This is a genomic window from Streptomyces sp. NPDC001933 (genome assembly GCF_042890955.1).
GTDB lineage: Bacteria > Actinomycetota > Actinomycetes > Streptomycetales > Streptomycetaceae > Streptomyces.
This window is the reverse complement of the sequence record NZ_JBIASS010000001.1, coordinates 472203-487155: the sequence shown is the minus strand read 5'-3', so window position 1 is coordinate 487155 and position 14953 is coordinate 472203. Positions and strand designations below refer to the sequence as shown.

Genomic DNA, 14953 nt, shown 5'->3' with positions numbered 1-14953 from the left:
CCGTCCTTGCCGGCTCTTCCGCTGTCCCTGCCGGCTCTTTCGCCGCCCTCGCCGGATGCCCGCTCACTCCGAGAGCCCGGCTCACTCCGCGAGGCCCGCGGCCAGCAGTTCCACGAAGCCGACGTCCTGCCTGGCCACGCCGAAGACGTCGGCCCGCAGCAGGGTCCGCTCGGCCCAGGCCCGGTGCGGCTTCACCTCGTTCATCTTGTTCGTGTACGCGGAGCGCATGACGCCACCGCCGCCGCGCTCCGGCCGCAGGATGTCCTTCGCGTCGCTGTACTCCTCGTGGCTGACCACGGACAGCGCGTGCACGGGCGCGACGTGCGAGGGGTGGATGCAGGTCTTGCCGAGCAGACCGTTGGCCCGGTCGAGCTCGATCTCGCGCAGCAGGCCGTCCAGGTCGTGCTCGATCAGCGCCGTGCGCAGTTCCTCGGCCCGGCCCTCCAGGAAGGGGCTGCGGCGCAGCTGGGGCTTGAACATGCGCTCCTGGAGCCGGAAGTACTCCCACACCGGCCCGGTGATCGTGAAGCCGGTGCCGTCCGCTCGGCCCAGCACATTGACCACATCGGCGATGACGGCGCCGACGATCTGGACGTCGTACGCCGTCATGTCGGGCGCCCTGCGCAGGCCGTACGCCGAGCAGAAATCGGTGACGCCGAGCCGCAGCGCGAGCACCCGGTCACGGTATTTGTCGACGGTGCGGGCAATTCCCTGGAGAGTTTCGCCCCGGGTCTCCAGATGCAGCAGCTCGGGCGATTCGAGAACGGGCATCGCGAACAGGCGCCGCCCGCATGCCTTTTCCGCGTCGGCAAGCGCCTCCATGAAAGGCACGCCACGCTCTTCATTGAACTTCGGAAGTACAAAACCAGACAACATGCGGACGCTGCCACCGAGACGGTGCACCAGGTCGCCTATCTGGCCCGGCTCGCGGACCCGGATGAAGAGCAGCGGCACCTCGACGCTGCTCGCATCGAGATCTGCGAACTGTCTGACCAGGTTCTCCTCGGCCCCGGCGACCTCGGAGTCGTCGATCGAATCCTCCAGGCACAGCACCATCGAGACGACACCGCGCCCGGCCTGCTTGACGATGTCGTCAGCAAGCCTGGAACGGGTGGCAGGGCTGTACAGGGTCGCACCCAGGGCGGCCGACAGCACGCGGGCCGACGAATCCGGACCGAACTCGCACGGCTCCTGGAAGAACAGACCCTTCCTCGTAGCGGGCGCAATATGCCCGAAATGACGCATGTAACTCCCCCGAACTGACTGACCGGCCGGAAAACGCGTGGCCGGTAATAGTACGTACGGACAGGTGTCAACAGTTCCCCACGTGCATGAATTCCGGGTAACTCGTCCATTTCCCGATGGTTCGGAGCGCCTCGGACAGTGTGCTTCCGGCGCACCCCGGAGACATCGGGTACGGCCCCCGCGTTGTCCGCGCGGGCAGCCAGCAGGCAGGATGACGGGCATGACGCACGCGATGGTGAAAGGTTCGAACGTCCCTCTGGACGCCATGGCCGTACGGGCCGTGCTGTGCTGGACCCCGGGCGCCGGAGTTCCCGATGTGGACGCCTCGGCCCTGCTGCTCGGAGCCGGTGGCCGCGTGCGCTCGGACGAGGACTTCGTCTTCTACAACCAGCCCCGCCACCCCTCCGGCCTGGTACGACGGCTGCCGAAGCGCAGCCTCCCCGAGGGACTCACGGACACCATCGAGGCCGATCTGGGCGGGCTGGACGCCTCGGTGGAGCAGGTGGTCGTCGCCGCGTCCTCCGACGGCGCCGCATTCGCTCAGGTGAGCGATCTGCGCATCCTGCTGTACGACGCGGCGTCGGCCGGCGGAGAGCCTCTCGCGGTCTTCGACGTGCGGCCGGAGACCGGCGAGGAGACGGCGATCATCTGCGGCGAGCTCTACCGGCGCGGCGATGGCTGGAAATTCCGGGCCGTGGGGCAGGGCTATCCGACCGGTCTGGTCGGTCTGGCGACCGCCTTCGGCATCTCGGTCGACGAGACGGCGGCCGAACCGGCCCCGTCGCCCGGACCGTCGCACGCGGTGGCCCCCTCGCCCGCGCCGGTGACAGCGCCCGGGTTCCCGCCCGCGCCGCAGTTCCCTCCGGCGACACCCGACCCCGACGCACAGGCCACGGTCCAGCACCAGCAGCCCGCGTACGGCTACCCGCAGCCCGCGTACGGCTATCCGCAGCCCGCTGCGGCCCAGCCCGCTCCCCAGCCCGCGTACGGGTACCCGCAGCCCGCCGCCGCCCGGCCGGCCCACGGCTATCCGCAGCCGGCCGCCGCCGCGGCACCCGCCCCGGACCCGAATTTCGTGCTGCCGCCGCAGGGACCGCAGTTCGTACGGTCCTGAGGCGGAAGCGGAACAGACGAAGCGGAACAGGAGGAGCAGGACAAGAGGCGAAGCGGAAGCCGGGGCCGGTCCACTCAGGTCCGGGACTTGTAGCCGCGTCCCCACTGCATGCCGAAGCCGTACAGCCGGTCCAGCTCCGACTGGAATCCGTAGACGAACCTCACCTCGCGCCGCACGATCAGCTCGTCCTTGATGTTCTCCATCGTGAACACGGCGCAGGAGCGGGCCTCGGGGGCGTGCTCGTCGAGCTCGATCTCGATCCGCGGGCCGTTGCCCGGGTAGAGCGTCACCTTGGCGTGCGTACGGTCGAAGGCCGGTGTCTGGTCGTAGATGTAGACGAAGAACAGCAGCCGTTTGATCTGGTCGCGCTGGTCGAGATTGACGTAGACGGTCTCACCCGACGGCGCCCCGAAGCGGTCGTCCCCGCTGAGCCGGATGTACGGCGGCCCGTTCAGATCGCCCATGAGGTTGCCCAGCGGCTGGACCACGCCCTTGGTGCCGTCCTTCAGCTCGTACATGCAGCCCAGGTCCAGGTCGACGTTGACCATGCCCTGGGTGTGCGCCTGGACCACATCCGGCTGGAAGAGCTTCATCGGCCGCAGCAGCCGGCCGCTCTGCCGCGACCGGCCCATGATGTCCGACGTACGCATCTGCCAGGAGAGGTTGACCCGCAGATTGCCGGTCAGCGCCCCCTGTTTGGTGAGCGAGATCGTGGCGTGCCGCCGGGTCAGCACGATGGAGCTGGTCGCCGCGCCGCCCGACTCGAACTGTGCCTCCCGCCGCGGCCACAGGCCGTCCCAGAACGCCATCCCCAACCCCCATGCATCTCGGTAGAAAAGTGCCCCGGCCCCACGGCCGTCCCGCGCCCAGGGCGGGACCACATCACTGCGGGGCGGCCGTGGGGCCGGGTCCGGATGTCTCCGGAGAACCGTTGCCTCACGGACCGCCCCGCTTGAGAGCGTTCCTCAATCCCTACCGGGTCACACCCCGGACGGGACTTCCGCCTTGGAACCATCGCCGTCGCCGCCTTCGGCTTCCAGCGCCTTGTTGCGCCGGACCGAGGACCAGAAGGACCAGGCGATCAGCAGGACGCCGGTCAGGCCGGTGATGAGCTCGTTGATCTGGTACTGGATGGTGACGAGCAGGAGCACGGCCAGCGCGCCGATGGCGTAGTGGGCGCCGTGCTCCAGGTAGACGTAGTCGTCGAGCGTGCCCTGGCGGACCAGGTAGACCGTGAGCGAACGGACGTACATGGCGCCGATACCGAGGCCGAGGGCCATCAGCACGATCTCGTTGGTGACGGCGAAGGCGCCGATGACACCGTCGAACGAGAAGGACGCGTCGAGCACTTCCAGGTAGAGGAACATGAAGAACGCGGCCTTGCCGGCGAGCACGACGGAGGAGACCTTCTTGCCGCTCCGCTTGGCCTCTTCCTCGGCCTCGTGCTCGCGCTCTTCCTCCTCCTCCAGCTTGTTCTCGAAGAAGCCGGAGAGGCCGCCGACGATGAGGTACGTGATCAGACCGGCGACACCGGAGAGCAGGACCGTCTCCGCCTTGTCCGCGTGACCGCCACCGTGCTGGTGCGCGTTGGTCGCGACGGTCATGGCTGCGACCAGCAGCACGATCAGCGCGATGCAGACCGACAGCATGTCGACCTTGCCGAGCTTGGCGAGCGGACGCTCGATCCAGCGCAGCCACTGGATGTCACGGTCCTCGAAAATGAAGTCGAGGAAGATCATCAGCAGGAACATGCCACCGAACGCGGCGATCGCCGGGTGGGCGTCAGTGACGAGTTCCTGGTAGCGCTCGGGCTGGTTGAAGGAGAGATCGACCGCCTCGATCGGACCGATCTTGGCGGTGATGGCCACGATCACGACGGGGAACACCAGCCGCATACCGAAGACCGCGATGAGCACGCCGATCGTGAGGAAGATCTTCTGCCAGAAGGCATTCATCTTCTTCAGGATTCCGGCGTTGACCACCGCATTGTCGAAGGACAGCGAGATCTCCAGGACGGAAAGAATCGCGACGACCCCGAAGGCTTCCCACCCCCCGTAGATCCAAGCTGCGACAAGGCCGAGCGCGGTAACCGCGAACGACCAGCCGAAGGTTTTCAGAAGCACTGGCTACCCCATCGTGTTATGTAACGGGTCTCCCCTGAGATGTACGGGGCTCCCCCGCGCCGTGCGCGGCTTTACGAAACGTTGACCCCGAAGTCTAGAGCGATGCCGCGCAGCCCGGACGCGTACCCCTGTCCCACTGCGCGGAACTTCCACTCGCCGTTGTACCTGTAGAGCTCGCCGAAGATCATCGCGGTTTCCGTCGAGGCGTCCTCGCTGAGGTCGTAACGCGCGAGTTCCTGACCGTCCGCCTGGTTCACCACGCGGATGAACGCATTGCTGACCTGGCCGAAGGTCTGACCCCTGTTGTCGGCCTCATGGATCGAGACCGGAAAAACGATCTTGTCGCAGTGCGCCGGTACCTGGGTGAGATTCACGATGACCGATTCGTCGTCGCCCTCGCCCTCACCGGTGAGGTTGTCACCGGTGTGCTCCACGGAGCCGTCAGGGCTCGTGAGGTTGTTGTAGAACACGAACCATTCGTCGCCGAGCACCCGGCCCGACTGGCACAGCAGCGCGCTGGCGTCGAGGTCGAAGTCGGCGCCCGTGGTGGATCGTGCGTCCCAGCCGAGCCCGACCAGCACCTGGGTGAGGTTGGGTGCGGCCTTGGAGAGGGAGACATTGCCTCCCTTGGCGAGCGTGACGCCCATGGTGTGTGTCCTCCCCGAGTCGATGAACCGTCTGACGGGCCCGTCGGGCCGTCCGGGCCGCCGAGCCGTCTGTCGAGCGCGTCCGGCGCCGCACGAGGGTGCAGCGCCGGACGGGGTACTGCTTGGGCGTGACCCGGGCCACACCTGGGCGGCACGGCCCGGCCGCGCCTTCTCAGACGTTGACGCCGAAGTCCTGCGCGATGCCGCGCAGCCCCGAGGCGTACCCCTGACCGATGGCACGGAACTTCCACTCCGCCCCGTTGCGGTACAGCTCGCCGAAGACCATGGCGGTCTCCGTCGAGGCGTCCTCGCTGAGGTCGTAGCGGGCCAGCTCGCTGTTGTCGGCCTGGTTGAGCACGCGGATGTACGCGTTGCGCACCTGGCCGAAGCTCTGCTGCCGGGTCTCGGCCTCGTAGATCGAGACCGGGAAGACGATCTTGTCGACATCGGCCGGGACACCGGCCAGGTTCACCTTGATGACCTCGTCGTCGCCCTCGCCCTCACCGGTGAGGTTGTCACCGGTGTGCTCAACGGAACCGTCGGGGCTCTTGAGGTTGTTGAAGAAGACGAAATTCCCGTCGCTGCCGACCTTGCCCTCGGCGTTCGTCAGCAGGGCGCTGGCGTCGAGGTCGAAGTCACCACCGGTGGTGGTGCGGGCGTCCCAGCCGAGACCGACGACGACCGCCGTCAGGTTGGGCGCGGCCTTGGTCAGCGAGACGTTGCCGCCCTTGCTGAGGCTGACTCCCACGAGTCCTCCCATTGGTTTCCTTGGGGGCCGGCAGGCGCCGGCGCCTCCACTTGCGTTGGCATCCGATCAACGACTGGATCCTAGTGACCGGTTCCCGGCGAAGCAGGGCTTTTCACCGGTCGCATGCGGATCCGCCGATGCCGGATCAGAGCGTGCCGAGCGCCTTGACGTAGTCGTTGAGGTCGCGGGCGTCGGGCAGACCGTTGACAACGGTCCAGCGCACCACGCCCTCCTTGTCGATGATGAAGGTGCCGCGCACCGCGCAGCCCTTCTCCTCGTCGAAGACGCCGTAGGCCCGCGAGGTCTCGCCGTGCGGCCAGAAGTCCGAGACCAGCGGGTATTCGAGACCCTCCTGCTCGGCGAAGACGCGCAGGGTGTGGATGGAGTCGTTGGAGACGGCGAGCAGCTGCGTGTCGTCGTTCTCGAACTTCGGCAGCTCGTCGCGGAGCGCGCAGAGCTCACCCGTGCAGACGCCCGTGAAGGCGAACGGGTAGAACAGCAGCACCACGTTCTTCTCGCCGCGGAAGTCGGAGAGCTTCACGGTCCGGCCGTGGTTGTCCTTCAGCTCGAAATCCGGGGCCTTGGTGCCGACCTCGATCGCCATGAGAAGCGTCCCTTCGCTACGTACACCGGGCTGGGCTGTCCGGGTGGCTCCCACCCTACGCAGAGCCCGCAGCGGGCCACGCAGCGCCCGCACGGGGCAAGCCGGCCCCGCCCGCACGGCCCCGGTCGTACGAGATCCGCGCCGCACGGGCCCCGGTCGCACGAAGGCCCCCGGCGGCACGGTGCCGTCGGGGGCCTTCAGGGCGAATGCGGGGCGAGCGTGGTTCAGCGCTTGGCCTTGGCCGCCTTCGGCGTGACCAGGCGGCTGCCCGTCCAGTCCTTGCCCGCGCTGATGCTCTTGGTCTGGGAGAGACCGGCCGTCTGTGCGGCCTCGTTGATGTCGCTCGGTTCGACGTACCCATCACGGCCGGTCTTCGGCGTCATCAGCCAGACCGTACCGCCGTCCTCGATCAGACCAATGGCATCCACCAGCGCGTCCGTAAGGTCGCCGTCCTCGTCGCGGAACCACAGCAGGACGACGTCCGCGACGTCGTCGTAGTCCTCATCGACGAGATCCTGGCCGATTGTGGCTTCAATGCCCTCACGGAGCTCCAGCTCGACGTCGTCGTCGTAGCCGATCTCCTGGACCACCTGTCCGGGCTCGAACCCCAGGCGTGCTGCCGGGTTGGTCCGCTCCTCCGCGTGGTCCGCGGTCGCGCTCACGGGTTGCCTCCTGATCATGTTTCGGAAAATGCTTGAGCCACGCGCGTGCGCGGGGCGTTGGCCGTAGTCCACACGGGAGCGGCGGATCGCGCAAGTACCCGGCGTGCGAGACCGCCTAAACGGTGACGTTCCCTGCCACGTCGCCGCACTGTCGGCAGATCCCCTCCGGGGGCCCGGCGCTACCGTCCACACCCTTTACGTCCTTCCACAGCTTATGCCGTTTCCATCCACCATTCGGAGTCGAACATCCTTTGGGAACGCTTGGACGGGTTGGGCGTATGGTTGCGGTTTGGTCCGACCCATCCCCGCACTCCGGCCGCGATGTCTCGCAACACGGCGGTTACCCCTCGGTAGAGATGACGTTTGCGCCCTCGCGGTACACGATGGTGTTGGCGTACTTGCATACATCCCGGGGGCATGTTCTCCCTCAATCAGGCCCCGTAGAGCACCACCGAACAGCGAAGGAACAGCGTGGCTTCCGGATCCGATCGCAACCCGATCATCATTGGCGGCCTGCCGAGCCAGGTCCCGGACTTCGATCCCGAAGAGACCCAGGAATGGCTCGACTCGCTCGATGCCGCGGTCGACGAGCGAGGCCGTGAGCGGGCCCGCTACCTGATGCTCCGGCTCATCGAGCGTGCGCGCGAGAAGCGCGTCGCCGTGCCGGAGATGCGCAGCACGGACTACGTGAACACGATCGCCACGAAGGACGAGCCGTTCTTCCCCGGCGACGAGGAGATCGAGCGCAAGGTCCTCAACGCGACACGCTGGAACGCGGCCGTGATGGTGTCGCGCGCCCAGCGTCCGGGGATCGGCGTCGGCGGCCACATCGCCACCTTCGCCTCCTCGGCCTCGCTGTACGACGTGGGCTTCAACCACTTCTTCCGGGGCAAGGACGACGGTCTGGGCGGCGACCAGATCTTCTTCCAGGGCCACGCGTCCCCGGGCATCTACGCCCGCGCCTTCCTGCTCGACCGGCTGAGCGAGGCGCAGCTCGACGCCTTCCGCCAGGAGAAGTCGAAGGCGCCCAACGGCCTGTCCAGCTATCCGCACCCGCGGCTGATGCCGGACTTCTGGGAGTTCCCGACCGTCTCGATGGGCCTCGGCCCGCTCGGCGCGATCTACCAGGCCCGGATGAACCGCTACATGGAGGCGCGCGGCATCGCCGACACCTCCAGGTCCCATGTCTGGGCGTACCTGGGCGACGGCGAGATGGACGAGCCCGAGTCGCTCGGCCAGCTCTCCATCGCCGCCCGCGAGGGCCTGGACAACCTCACCTTCGTGGTCAACTGCAACCTGCAGCGGCTCGACGGCCCGGTGCGCGGCAACGGCAAGATCATCCAGGAGCTGGAGTCTCAGTTCCGGGGCGCCGGATGGAACGTCATCAAGCTGGTCTGGGACCGCTCCTGGGACCCGCTGCTCGCGCAGGACCGCACGGGCATCCTGGTCAACAAGCTGAACACCACGCCGGACGGCCAGTTCCAGACGTACGCCACCGAGTCGGGCGCGTACATCCGTGAGCACTTCTTCGGGGACGACCCGCGGCTGCGCGACATGGTCAAGGACATGGCCGACGACCAGATCCTGCACCTGGGCCGCGGCGGTCACGACCACAAGAAGGTCTACGCGGCCTACGCGGCGGCCAAGGCCCACAAGGGCCAGCCTACGGTGATCCTGGCGCAGACGGTCAAGGGCTGGACCCTGGGGCCGAACTTCGAGGGCCGCAACGCGACCCACCAGATGAAGAAGCTCACGGTCGAGGACCTCAAGCGGTTCCGCGACCGGCTGCACATCCCGATCACGGACAAGCAGCTGGAGGACGGCCTGCCGCCGTACTACCACCCGGGCCGTGACTCGGAGGAGATCCAGTACATGCACGACCGCCGCAAGGGTCTGGGCGGTTACGTCCCGACCCGGGTGGTGCGCGCGAAGCCGCTGGTCCTGCCCGAGGACAAGACGTACGCGACCGCGAAGAAGGGTTCGGGTCAGCAGTCGATCGCCACCACCATGGCGTTCGTCCGCATCCTGAAGGACCTCATGCGGGACAAGGAGATCGGCAAGCGTTTCGTGCTGATCGCGCCCGACGAGTACCGCACCTTCGGTATGGACGCCTTCTTCCCGAGCGCGAAGATCTACAACCCGCTGGGCCAGCAGTACGAGGCGGTGGACCGCGACCTGCTGCTCGCGTACAAGGAGTCGCCGACCGGTCAGATGCTGCACGACGGCATCTCGGAGGCCGGCTGCACGGCCTCGCTGATCGCCGCCGGTTCGGCGTACGCCACGCACGGCGAGCCGCTGATCCCGGTGTACGTCTTCTACTCGATGTTCGGTTTCCAGCGCACCGGTGACCAGTTCTGGCAGATGGCCGACCAGCTCGCGCGCGGCTTCGTGCTGGGTGCGACCGCCGGCCGTACGACGCTGACCGGTGAGGGTCTCCAGCACGCGGACGGCCACTCGCAGCTGCTCGCCTCCACCAACCCGGGCTGTGTCGCGTACGACCCGGCGTTCGGGTACGAGATCGCGCACATCGTCAAGGACGGCCTGCGCAGGATGTACGGCGGGACCCCCGAGGAGAACGAGGACGTCTTCTACTACCTCACCGTCTACAACGAGCCGATCCAGCACCCGGCCGAGCCGGAGAACGTGGACGTCGAGGGCATCCTCAAGGGCGTCTACCGCTTCAAGGCCGCCGACCGGGGCGAGATCCCGGCCCAGATCATGGCGTCCGGTGTGGCGGTCCCGTGGGCGGTCGAGGCGCAGCGGATCCTCGCCGACGAGTGGAACGTCCGGGCGGACGTCTGGTCGGCGACCTCCTGGAACGAGCTGCGCCGCGAGGCCGTGGACGTGGAGCGGTACAACCTCCTGCACCCGGAGGAGGAGCAGCGCGTCCCGTACGTCACGCGGAAGCTCTCCGGTTCCGAGGGTCCGTTCGTGGCGGTCTCGGACTGGATGCGTTCGGTGCCGGACCAGATCGCGCGCTGGGTGCCCGGCGCGTACCAGTCGCTGGGTGCGGACGGCTTCGGCTTCGCCGACACCCGTGGCGCGGCCCGCCGGTTCTTCCACATCGACGCACAGTCGATCGTCCTCGCGGTGCTCACCGAGCTCGCGAAGGAGAACCGGATCGACCGTTCGCTGCTGAAGCAGGCCATCGACCGGTACGAGCTGCTCGATGTGAACGCGGCCGACCCGGGCGCGGCCGGCGGCGACGCGTAGGCACGACCGGACAGACCCGAAGGGCGGCGGGGCCAGGTGGCCCCGCCGCCCTTCGGCGTTTCGCGGCCGGGTCCTCCGTGCCCCGGCCCGCGGTCAGTTCTCCCAGATCTTGAAGGCCCTGACCTGGTACGGGGACCGGGGCACCCAGGTGCCGCCGCCCGGGTAGGTCTCGAACTCGCCGGTCTCGGCGCATTCCGCCGACTGGTACGTGGTGACGGGGCGGCCGGTGCGGTTGGCGAGCGCCTGGACCCGGCTGCCCTTCGGCAGCGGGACGCAGCTCTCGATGTCGGTCGTGGACAGCTCGTGGGTCCGGCGGGTGCCGGTGAACTCCGGCTCGTCCCAGAGGCAGAGCTGACCGGCTGCGCAGGATCCGAGCGCGACGGGCGCGGAGTGGGCGTCGGTCTGCGGGATCAGGGCGGTGGCGGCCAGGGAAGCGGCGGCCAGGGTGGTGGCGAGACGAACGGTCGTACGCATGGAAATCATCCCCCGTGGTGGTGCGAATCGGTCGTGCGGATCAGATCTGCGGATCCGTTTCCGATCTGCGGATCCGTTGCATGCACCCTGACCTGCGCGGAAGCATCCGGGGAAGGGGGTGCGGGGGCACACCACCCTGATAGGCGACAGCCCCGCCGGAAGGGTCCGGCGGGGCTGTCGTCCGCACTGTGTTGACGCGTGGGCGCGGGCCCGGGACGGCGTCGTGACGTCCGGTCAGATGTGGCCGACGCCCCCGCCCGCCTCGGCGTTCGCACCGCGCTTGGTGAGCGTGGCGACCAGCGCGGCGACCACCGCGACGATGCCGGCGACCATGAACGCCGTGCTCATCCCTGACACGAAGGTGTCATGGGCGACGCCGGCGATCTTCCCCGCGACCTCCGGCGGGACGTTCCCGCCCACCGGCGGGATGCCGACCTCGACGGCCGAGGACGCCTGGTCCAGCTGCTCCGGGCTCAGCGGCGGAAGCTGGGCCGCCTTCCAGTTGTCGGCCAGCTTGGAGTCGACCTGGGAGGCCATGACGGCGCCGAGCACCGCCGTACCGAGGCTGCCGCCGACCTGCATGGCGGCCTGCTGGAGACCGCCCGCGACGCCGGAGAGCTCCATCGGGGCGTTGCCGACGATGACCTCGGTGGCGCCGACCATCACCGGGGCGAGGCCGAGGCCGAGCAGACCGAACCAGATCGACATGGTCAGGGTGCCGGTGCCGATGTCCAGCTGGGACATGCCGAACATGGCGACCGCCGTGCACACCATGCCGCCGACCAGCGGGACGCGCGGGCCGAACTTGGTGATCATGAAGCCCGCGAGCGGCGAGGCGACGATCATCATGCCGGTCAGCGGCAGCAGGTGCAGGCCGCTGTCGACCGGGCTCAGACCGTGCACGTTCTGGAGGTAGAAGGTGACGAAGAACAGCCCGCCCATGAACGCGAAGGCCATCAGCACCATCAGGACCGCGCCCGCGGACAGCGGCACGGACTTGAACATGGCGAGCGGGATCAGCGGTTCCCTGACGTTCTTCTGGGAGAGCGCGAAGACCACGAACAGGGCCACGGCGGCGCCCAGGAAGCCGAGCGTCTTGTAGTCGCCCCAGCCCCACTCGGCGCCCTTGATGAGCGCCCAGATCAGGCAGAACATCGCCTGCGACAGCAGCACGATGCCGCCGATGTCGAAGGAGCGCGGCGCGTTCTCGGCGCGGTGGTCCTTGAGGATCACCAGGCCCAGCACCAGCGCGAGCACCCCGACCGGCACATTGATGAAGAAGACGGACTGCCAGTTGACGTGCTCGACGAGCACGCCGCCGAGGATCGGACCACCGGCGGTCGAGGCGCCGATCACCATGCCCCAGATACCGATCGCCATGTTCAGCTTCTCGGCCGGGAAGGTGGCGCGCAGCAGGCCCAGCGCGGCGGGCATCAGCAGGGCTCCGAAGAGGCCCTGGAGCACCCGGAACACGATCACCAGGGCGACGCTGTCGGAGAGGCCGATGGCCCCGGATGCCGCGGCGAAGCCCACGACACCTATGAGGAAGGTCTGGCGGTGGCCGAACCGGTCACCGAGTTTGCCCGCGGTGATCAGGGAGACCGCGAGGGCGAGCATGTAGCCGTTGGTGATCCACTGGACGTCTGCGAGCGAGGCGTTCAGGTCCTGCTGGATGGCGGGGTTGGCGATCGCGACGATCGTGCCGTCGAGCGCGACCATCATCACGCCGATGGCCACGGAGAAGAGCGTCAGCCAGGGGTGGCCGCGCAGCCCCTTGGCGGGTGCGGGAGCGGCGGATTCCTGCGGCTCCCGCGACGCCTTGTCGACGGTGGTCTGACTAGTCATGCCGGGGACATTAGTGTCAGTCTCTGACAGTTGACAAACCATTTCACAAGTCGGTAACTGTCACGTAGCTCACAGGTACGCTGAGCTGGACAAAGCAGGAGAAAGAAGGCCAGTTAAGTGACCGATGGGCAGCGGGCCACGCATCCGACCGGGCTGCGCGAACGGAAGAAGCGACGCACCCGGGACGCCCTGCTGCACGCCGCCCTCGACCTCTTCACCACGCAGGGGTACGACGAGACCACCGTCGACGAGATCGTCGAGGCCGTGGAGGTCTCCCAGCGCACCTTCTTCCGCTACTTCGCCAGCAAGGAGGAGGCCGCCTTCGCCATCCAGGAGATGGTGGAGTCGCGCTTCCTGGCGGAGCTGCGCCGGCGCCCAGCCGCCGAGGCCCCGTTCGAGGCGCTGCGCAGCGCGGTCCTGTGCGCCTGGAACAGCATCGGCGAGACGATCGAGGAGATCGTCACGGTAGAGCTCCACATGCGCACGTACCGGATGATCGAGTCGACGCCCTCGCTGCTCGCCGCCCATCTGCGCCGGTGCGCGGTGATGGAGAACCAGATCGCGCTGCTGATCGCCGGGCGCGAGGGGCTCGATGTGGACAAGGACCCGCGGCCGAGGGTCGCCGTGGCCGCGTTCTGCGGGGTGATGCGGGTGACCGGTCAGCTCTGGGGGCGGGGCCGGGACGCCGGCGTGGATTCGCTGCGCGCGCTGACCGAGGCCTACCTGGACCAGCTCGGACCGGCCCTGGCCGGCGACTGGCGGGCGGACACCCGACCGGCGTGACGGCGGGACTCCCGCACGAGTTCTCGGCCCCATGTGCCGCACGACTCACTTCCGTGGCATGACCGACTTCACAACAACCGTGCCCCGACGGCCAGATGTGATCTCCGGAGGCGCTCCGCGCGCCTGAGCGTGCGCGTGACAACCACACAGCGTGAAAAGCGGGCCGCCGAATTCCCCGCAGCGGAGTGATGTGTGTCACCCTCTTCACGGCTGTGGTCGCGCGTCTCCTAATGTGGGCCGAAGTGACTTCCTTCGACTCCTCCCCCACGCTCACCGCATGGCGCGCGCTGCTCGCCGTCGCGGTCGTGTTCGTGATGCTGGCGACCACTGGCTGGACCGCCGTACGTCACCAACGCTCCGACGAGCCACGCACCGTCGCACTCGCCGCCTGGGCGCGGGGTCGGGTAGCGGGTCATGTGCTGCCGGACGCCGACGCGCCGCCGTACCGGCTGGCCCATTTCTTCGCCACGCTCACGGCCGCGCAGCGCACCGCGCTGGCCGACAAGTACCCCTTGGTCGTGGGAAATCTGAACGGCGCCCCGGTGACTCTGCGCTACCGCGCCAATCGGCTGGCCGTGGCGCAGGCGCGGAAGGTCGAGCGGCAGCGCATGCACGATGTGCGGCTCTCCCCCGACGGCCGCGCCGAGGCGGTCCGCCGGATGCACCGCTTCGATTCGATGCTCGCCCGCGGCCGCCACTTCCTCGCCTTCGACCCGTCCGGCAAGGGCCGTGCCGCGGAGGTGTTCGGCAGTCTCGACCGGGCCGAACGGATCTCCGTGGTCGTCCCCGGCGTCGACACCAACCTGCTGACGCTGGAGCGGACCGGGACCAAGGTGAACGCCGCCCCGGTCGGCATGGCGAAGTCGCTGTACGCGGCTGAGCGCGCCGCGCGCCCCAGTATCCGTACCGCCGTCATCGCCTGGGCCGACTACACCACGCCCGCCGGGATCGGCATGGACGCGGCCCTGGGCAACCTCGCCGAGCGCGGGGCGCTGCGGCTGAACGCACTGCTGGGCGCGCTGCCCGGCAACGCCCCGGTCTCGTTGTTCTGCCACAGCTACGGCTCGGTGCTGTGCGGGGTCGCGGCACATGAACTGCCCGCCAGGGTCGGCGACATCGCGGTGGCCGGCAGCCCCGGCATGCGGGTGGAGAACACCGCGCAGCTGCGCACCGGAGCCAGGGTGTGGGCGATGCGCGACCGGGACGACTGGATCGCGGACGTACCGAACCTGGAGCTCGGCGGCCTGGGCCACGGGGCCGACCCGGTCGAACCCGGCTTCGGCGCGCGGATCGTCTCGGCGGGCGACGCGGTCGGGCACAGCGGCTATTTCGAGCCGGGGACCGAGAGCCTCGGCAACTTCGCCGCCATCGGCGTGGGCGCCTACGACTCGGTGAGCTGCGCGGCCGCCGACAACACCTGCCACGAAACAATCACCGGAAGCCGGGCCGTCTGACAGCCGCAAGGCCTGAAGACCCTGGGTGCGCCATCGATCGC

General features: G+C 68.5%; 13 protein-coding genes. 4 read left to right on the top strand and 9 right to left on the bottom strand.

What is annotated here, in order from left to right; translation table 11 throughout:
• Positions 1 to 81: 81 nt before the first annotated feature.
• The gene (locus tag ACFYY7_RS02110) at positions 82 to 1245 is read right to left on the bottom strand and encodes an HpcH/HpaI aldolase/citrate lyase family protein (protein WP_388655823.1); all 1164 of its coding nucleotides are present in this window, start codon (positions 1243 to 1245) and stop codon (positions 82 to 84) included.
• A gap of 220 nt (positions 1246 to 1465) precedes the next feature.
• Here ACFYY7_RS02110 and ACFYY7_RS02105 point away from each other — a divergent pair, with 220 nt between their 5' ends.
• On the top strand, positions 1466 to 2359 hold the full coding sequence (locus ACFYY7_RS02105) for a TerD family protein (RefSeq protein WP_388655820.1): 894 nt from the start codon (positions 1466 to 1468) through the stop codon (positions 2357 to 2359).
• 74 nt (positions 2360 to 2433) lie between these two features.
• Here the strand turns inward: ACFYY7_RS02105 and ACFYY7_RS02100 are convergent, their stop codons facing one another.
• From ACFYY7_RS02100 to ACFYY7_RS02075, 6 genes are all read right to left on the bottom strand, one after another.
• Complete coding sequence (locus ACFYY7_RS02100; RefSeq protein WP_388655817.1) at positions 2434 to 3168, bottom strand: Tellurium resistance; 735 nt, start codon at positions 3166 to 3168, stop codon at positions 2434 to 2436.
• 171 nt (positions 3169 to 3339) lie between these two features.
• Positions 3340 to 4482, bottom strand: coding sequence for a DUF475 domain-containing protein (locus ACFYY7_RS02095; RefSeq protein ID WP_388655815.1), 1143 nt, complete (start codon positions 4480 to 4482; stop codon positions 3340 to 3342).
• A 71-nt stretch (positions 4483 to 4553) separates the two neighbouring features.
• Complete coding sequence (locus ACFYY7_RS02090) at positions 4554 to 5129, bottom strand: TerD family protein (protein ID WP_266733268.1); 576 nt, start codon at positions 5127 to 5129, stop codon at positions 4554 to 4556.
• A gap of 172 nt (positions 5130 to 5301) precedes the next feature.
• Entirely contained in the window at positions 5302 to 5877 is a 576-nt protein-coding gene (locus tag ACFYY7_RS02085) for a TerD family protein (RefSeq protein ID WP_388657082.1), read from the bottom strand.
• Positions 5878 to 6022: 145 nt separating this feature from the next.
• Positions 6023 to 6481, bottom strand: coding sequence for a peroxiredoxin (locus tag ACFYY7_RS02080; RefSeq protein WP_266733266.1), 459 nt, complete (start codon positions 6479 to 6481; stop codon positions 6023 to 6025).
• Between the two features lie 224 nt (positions 6482 to 6705).
• On the bottom strand, positions 6706 to 7143 hold the full coding sequence (locus ACFYY7_RS02075) for a DUF3052 domain-containing protein (RefSeq protein WP_266733264.1): 438 nt from the start codon (positions 7141 to 7143) through the stop codon (positions 6706 to 6708).
• 471 nt (positions 7144 to 7614) lie between these two features.
• Here ACFYY7_RS02075 and aceE point away from each other — a divergent pair, with 471 nt between their 5' ends.
• Positions 7615 to 10356: a pyruvate dehydrogenase (acetyl-transferring), homodimeric type gene (gene aceE, locus ACFYY7_RS02070; protein ID WP_388655811.1), complete on the top strand. Its 2742-nt coding sequence runs from the start codon at positions 7615 to 7617 to the stop codon at positions 10354 to 10356.
• 93 nt (positions 10357 to 10449) lie between these two features.
• On the opposite strand, the gene ACFYY7_RS02065 is transcribed toward aceE, so the two are convergent.
• Together ACFYY7_RS02065 and ACFYY7_RS02060 are read right to left on the bottom strand one after the other, a co-directional pair.
• Positions 10450 to 10830, bottom strand: a complete 381-nt coding sequence (locus tag ACFYY7_RS02065; protein WP_376315709.1) for a peptidase inhibitor family I36 protein — start codon at positions 10828 to 10830, stop codon at positions 10450 to 10452.
• 234 nt (positions 10831 to 11064) lie between these two features.
• Positions 11065 to 12675 (bottom strand): MFS transporter, encoded by a 1611-nt coding sequence (locus ACFYY7_RS02060; protein ID WP_388655809.1) that lies wholly within the window; start codon positions 12673 to 12675, stop codon positions 11065 to 11067.
• A gap of 117 nt (positions 12676 to 12792) precedes the next feature.
• Here ACFYY7_RS02060 and ACFYY7_RS02055 point away from each other — a divergent pair, with 117 nt between their 5' ends.
• A complete protein-coding gene (locus ACFYY7_RS02055) occupies positions 12793 to 13458 on the top strand; it encodes a TetR family transcriptional regulator (protein ID WP_388655808.1) in 666 nt (221 codons plus the stop codon).
• Between the two features lie 242 nt (positions 13459 to 13700).
• Positions 13701 to 14912 carry an alpha/beta hydrolase gene (locus ACFYY7_RS02050; protein WP_388655806.1) on the top strand — a complete coding sequence of 404 codons (1212 nt, stop codon included), beginning with the start codon at positions 13701 to 13703 and terminating at the stop codon, positions 14910 to 14912.
• The last annotated feature ends 41 nt before the right edge of the window (positions 14913 to 14953 follow it).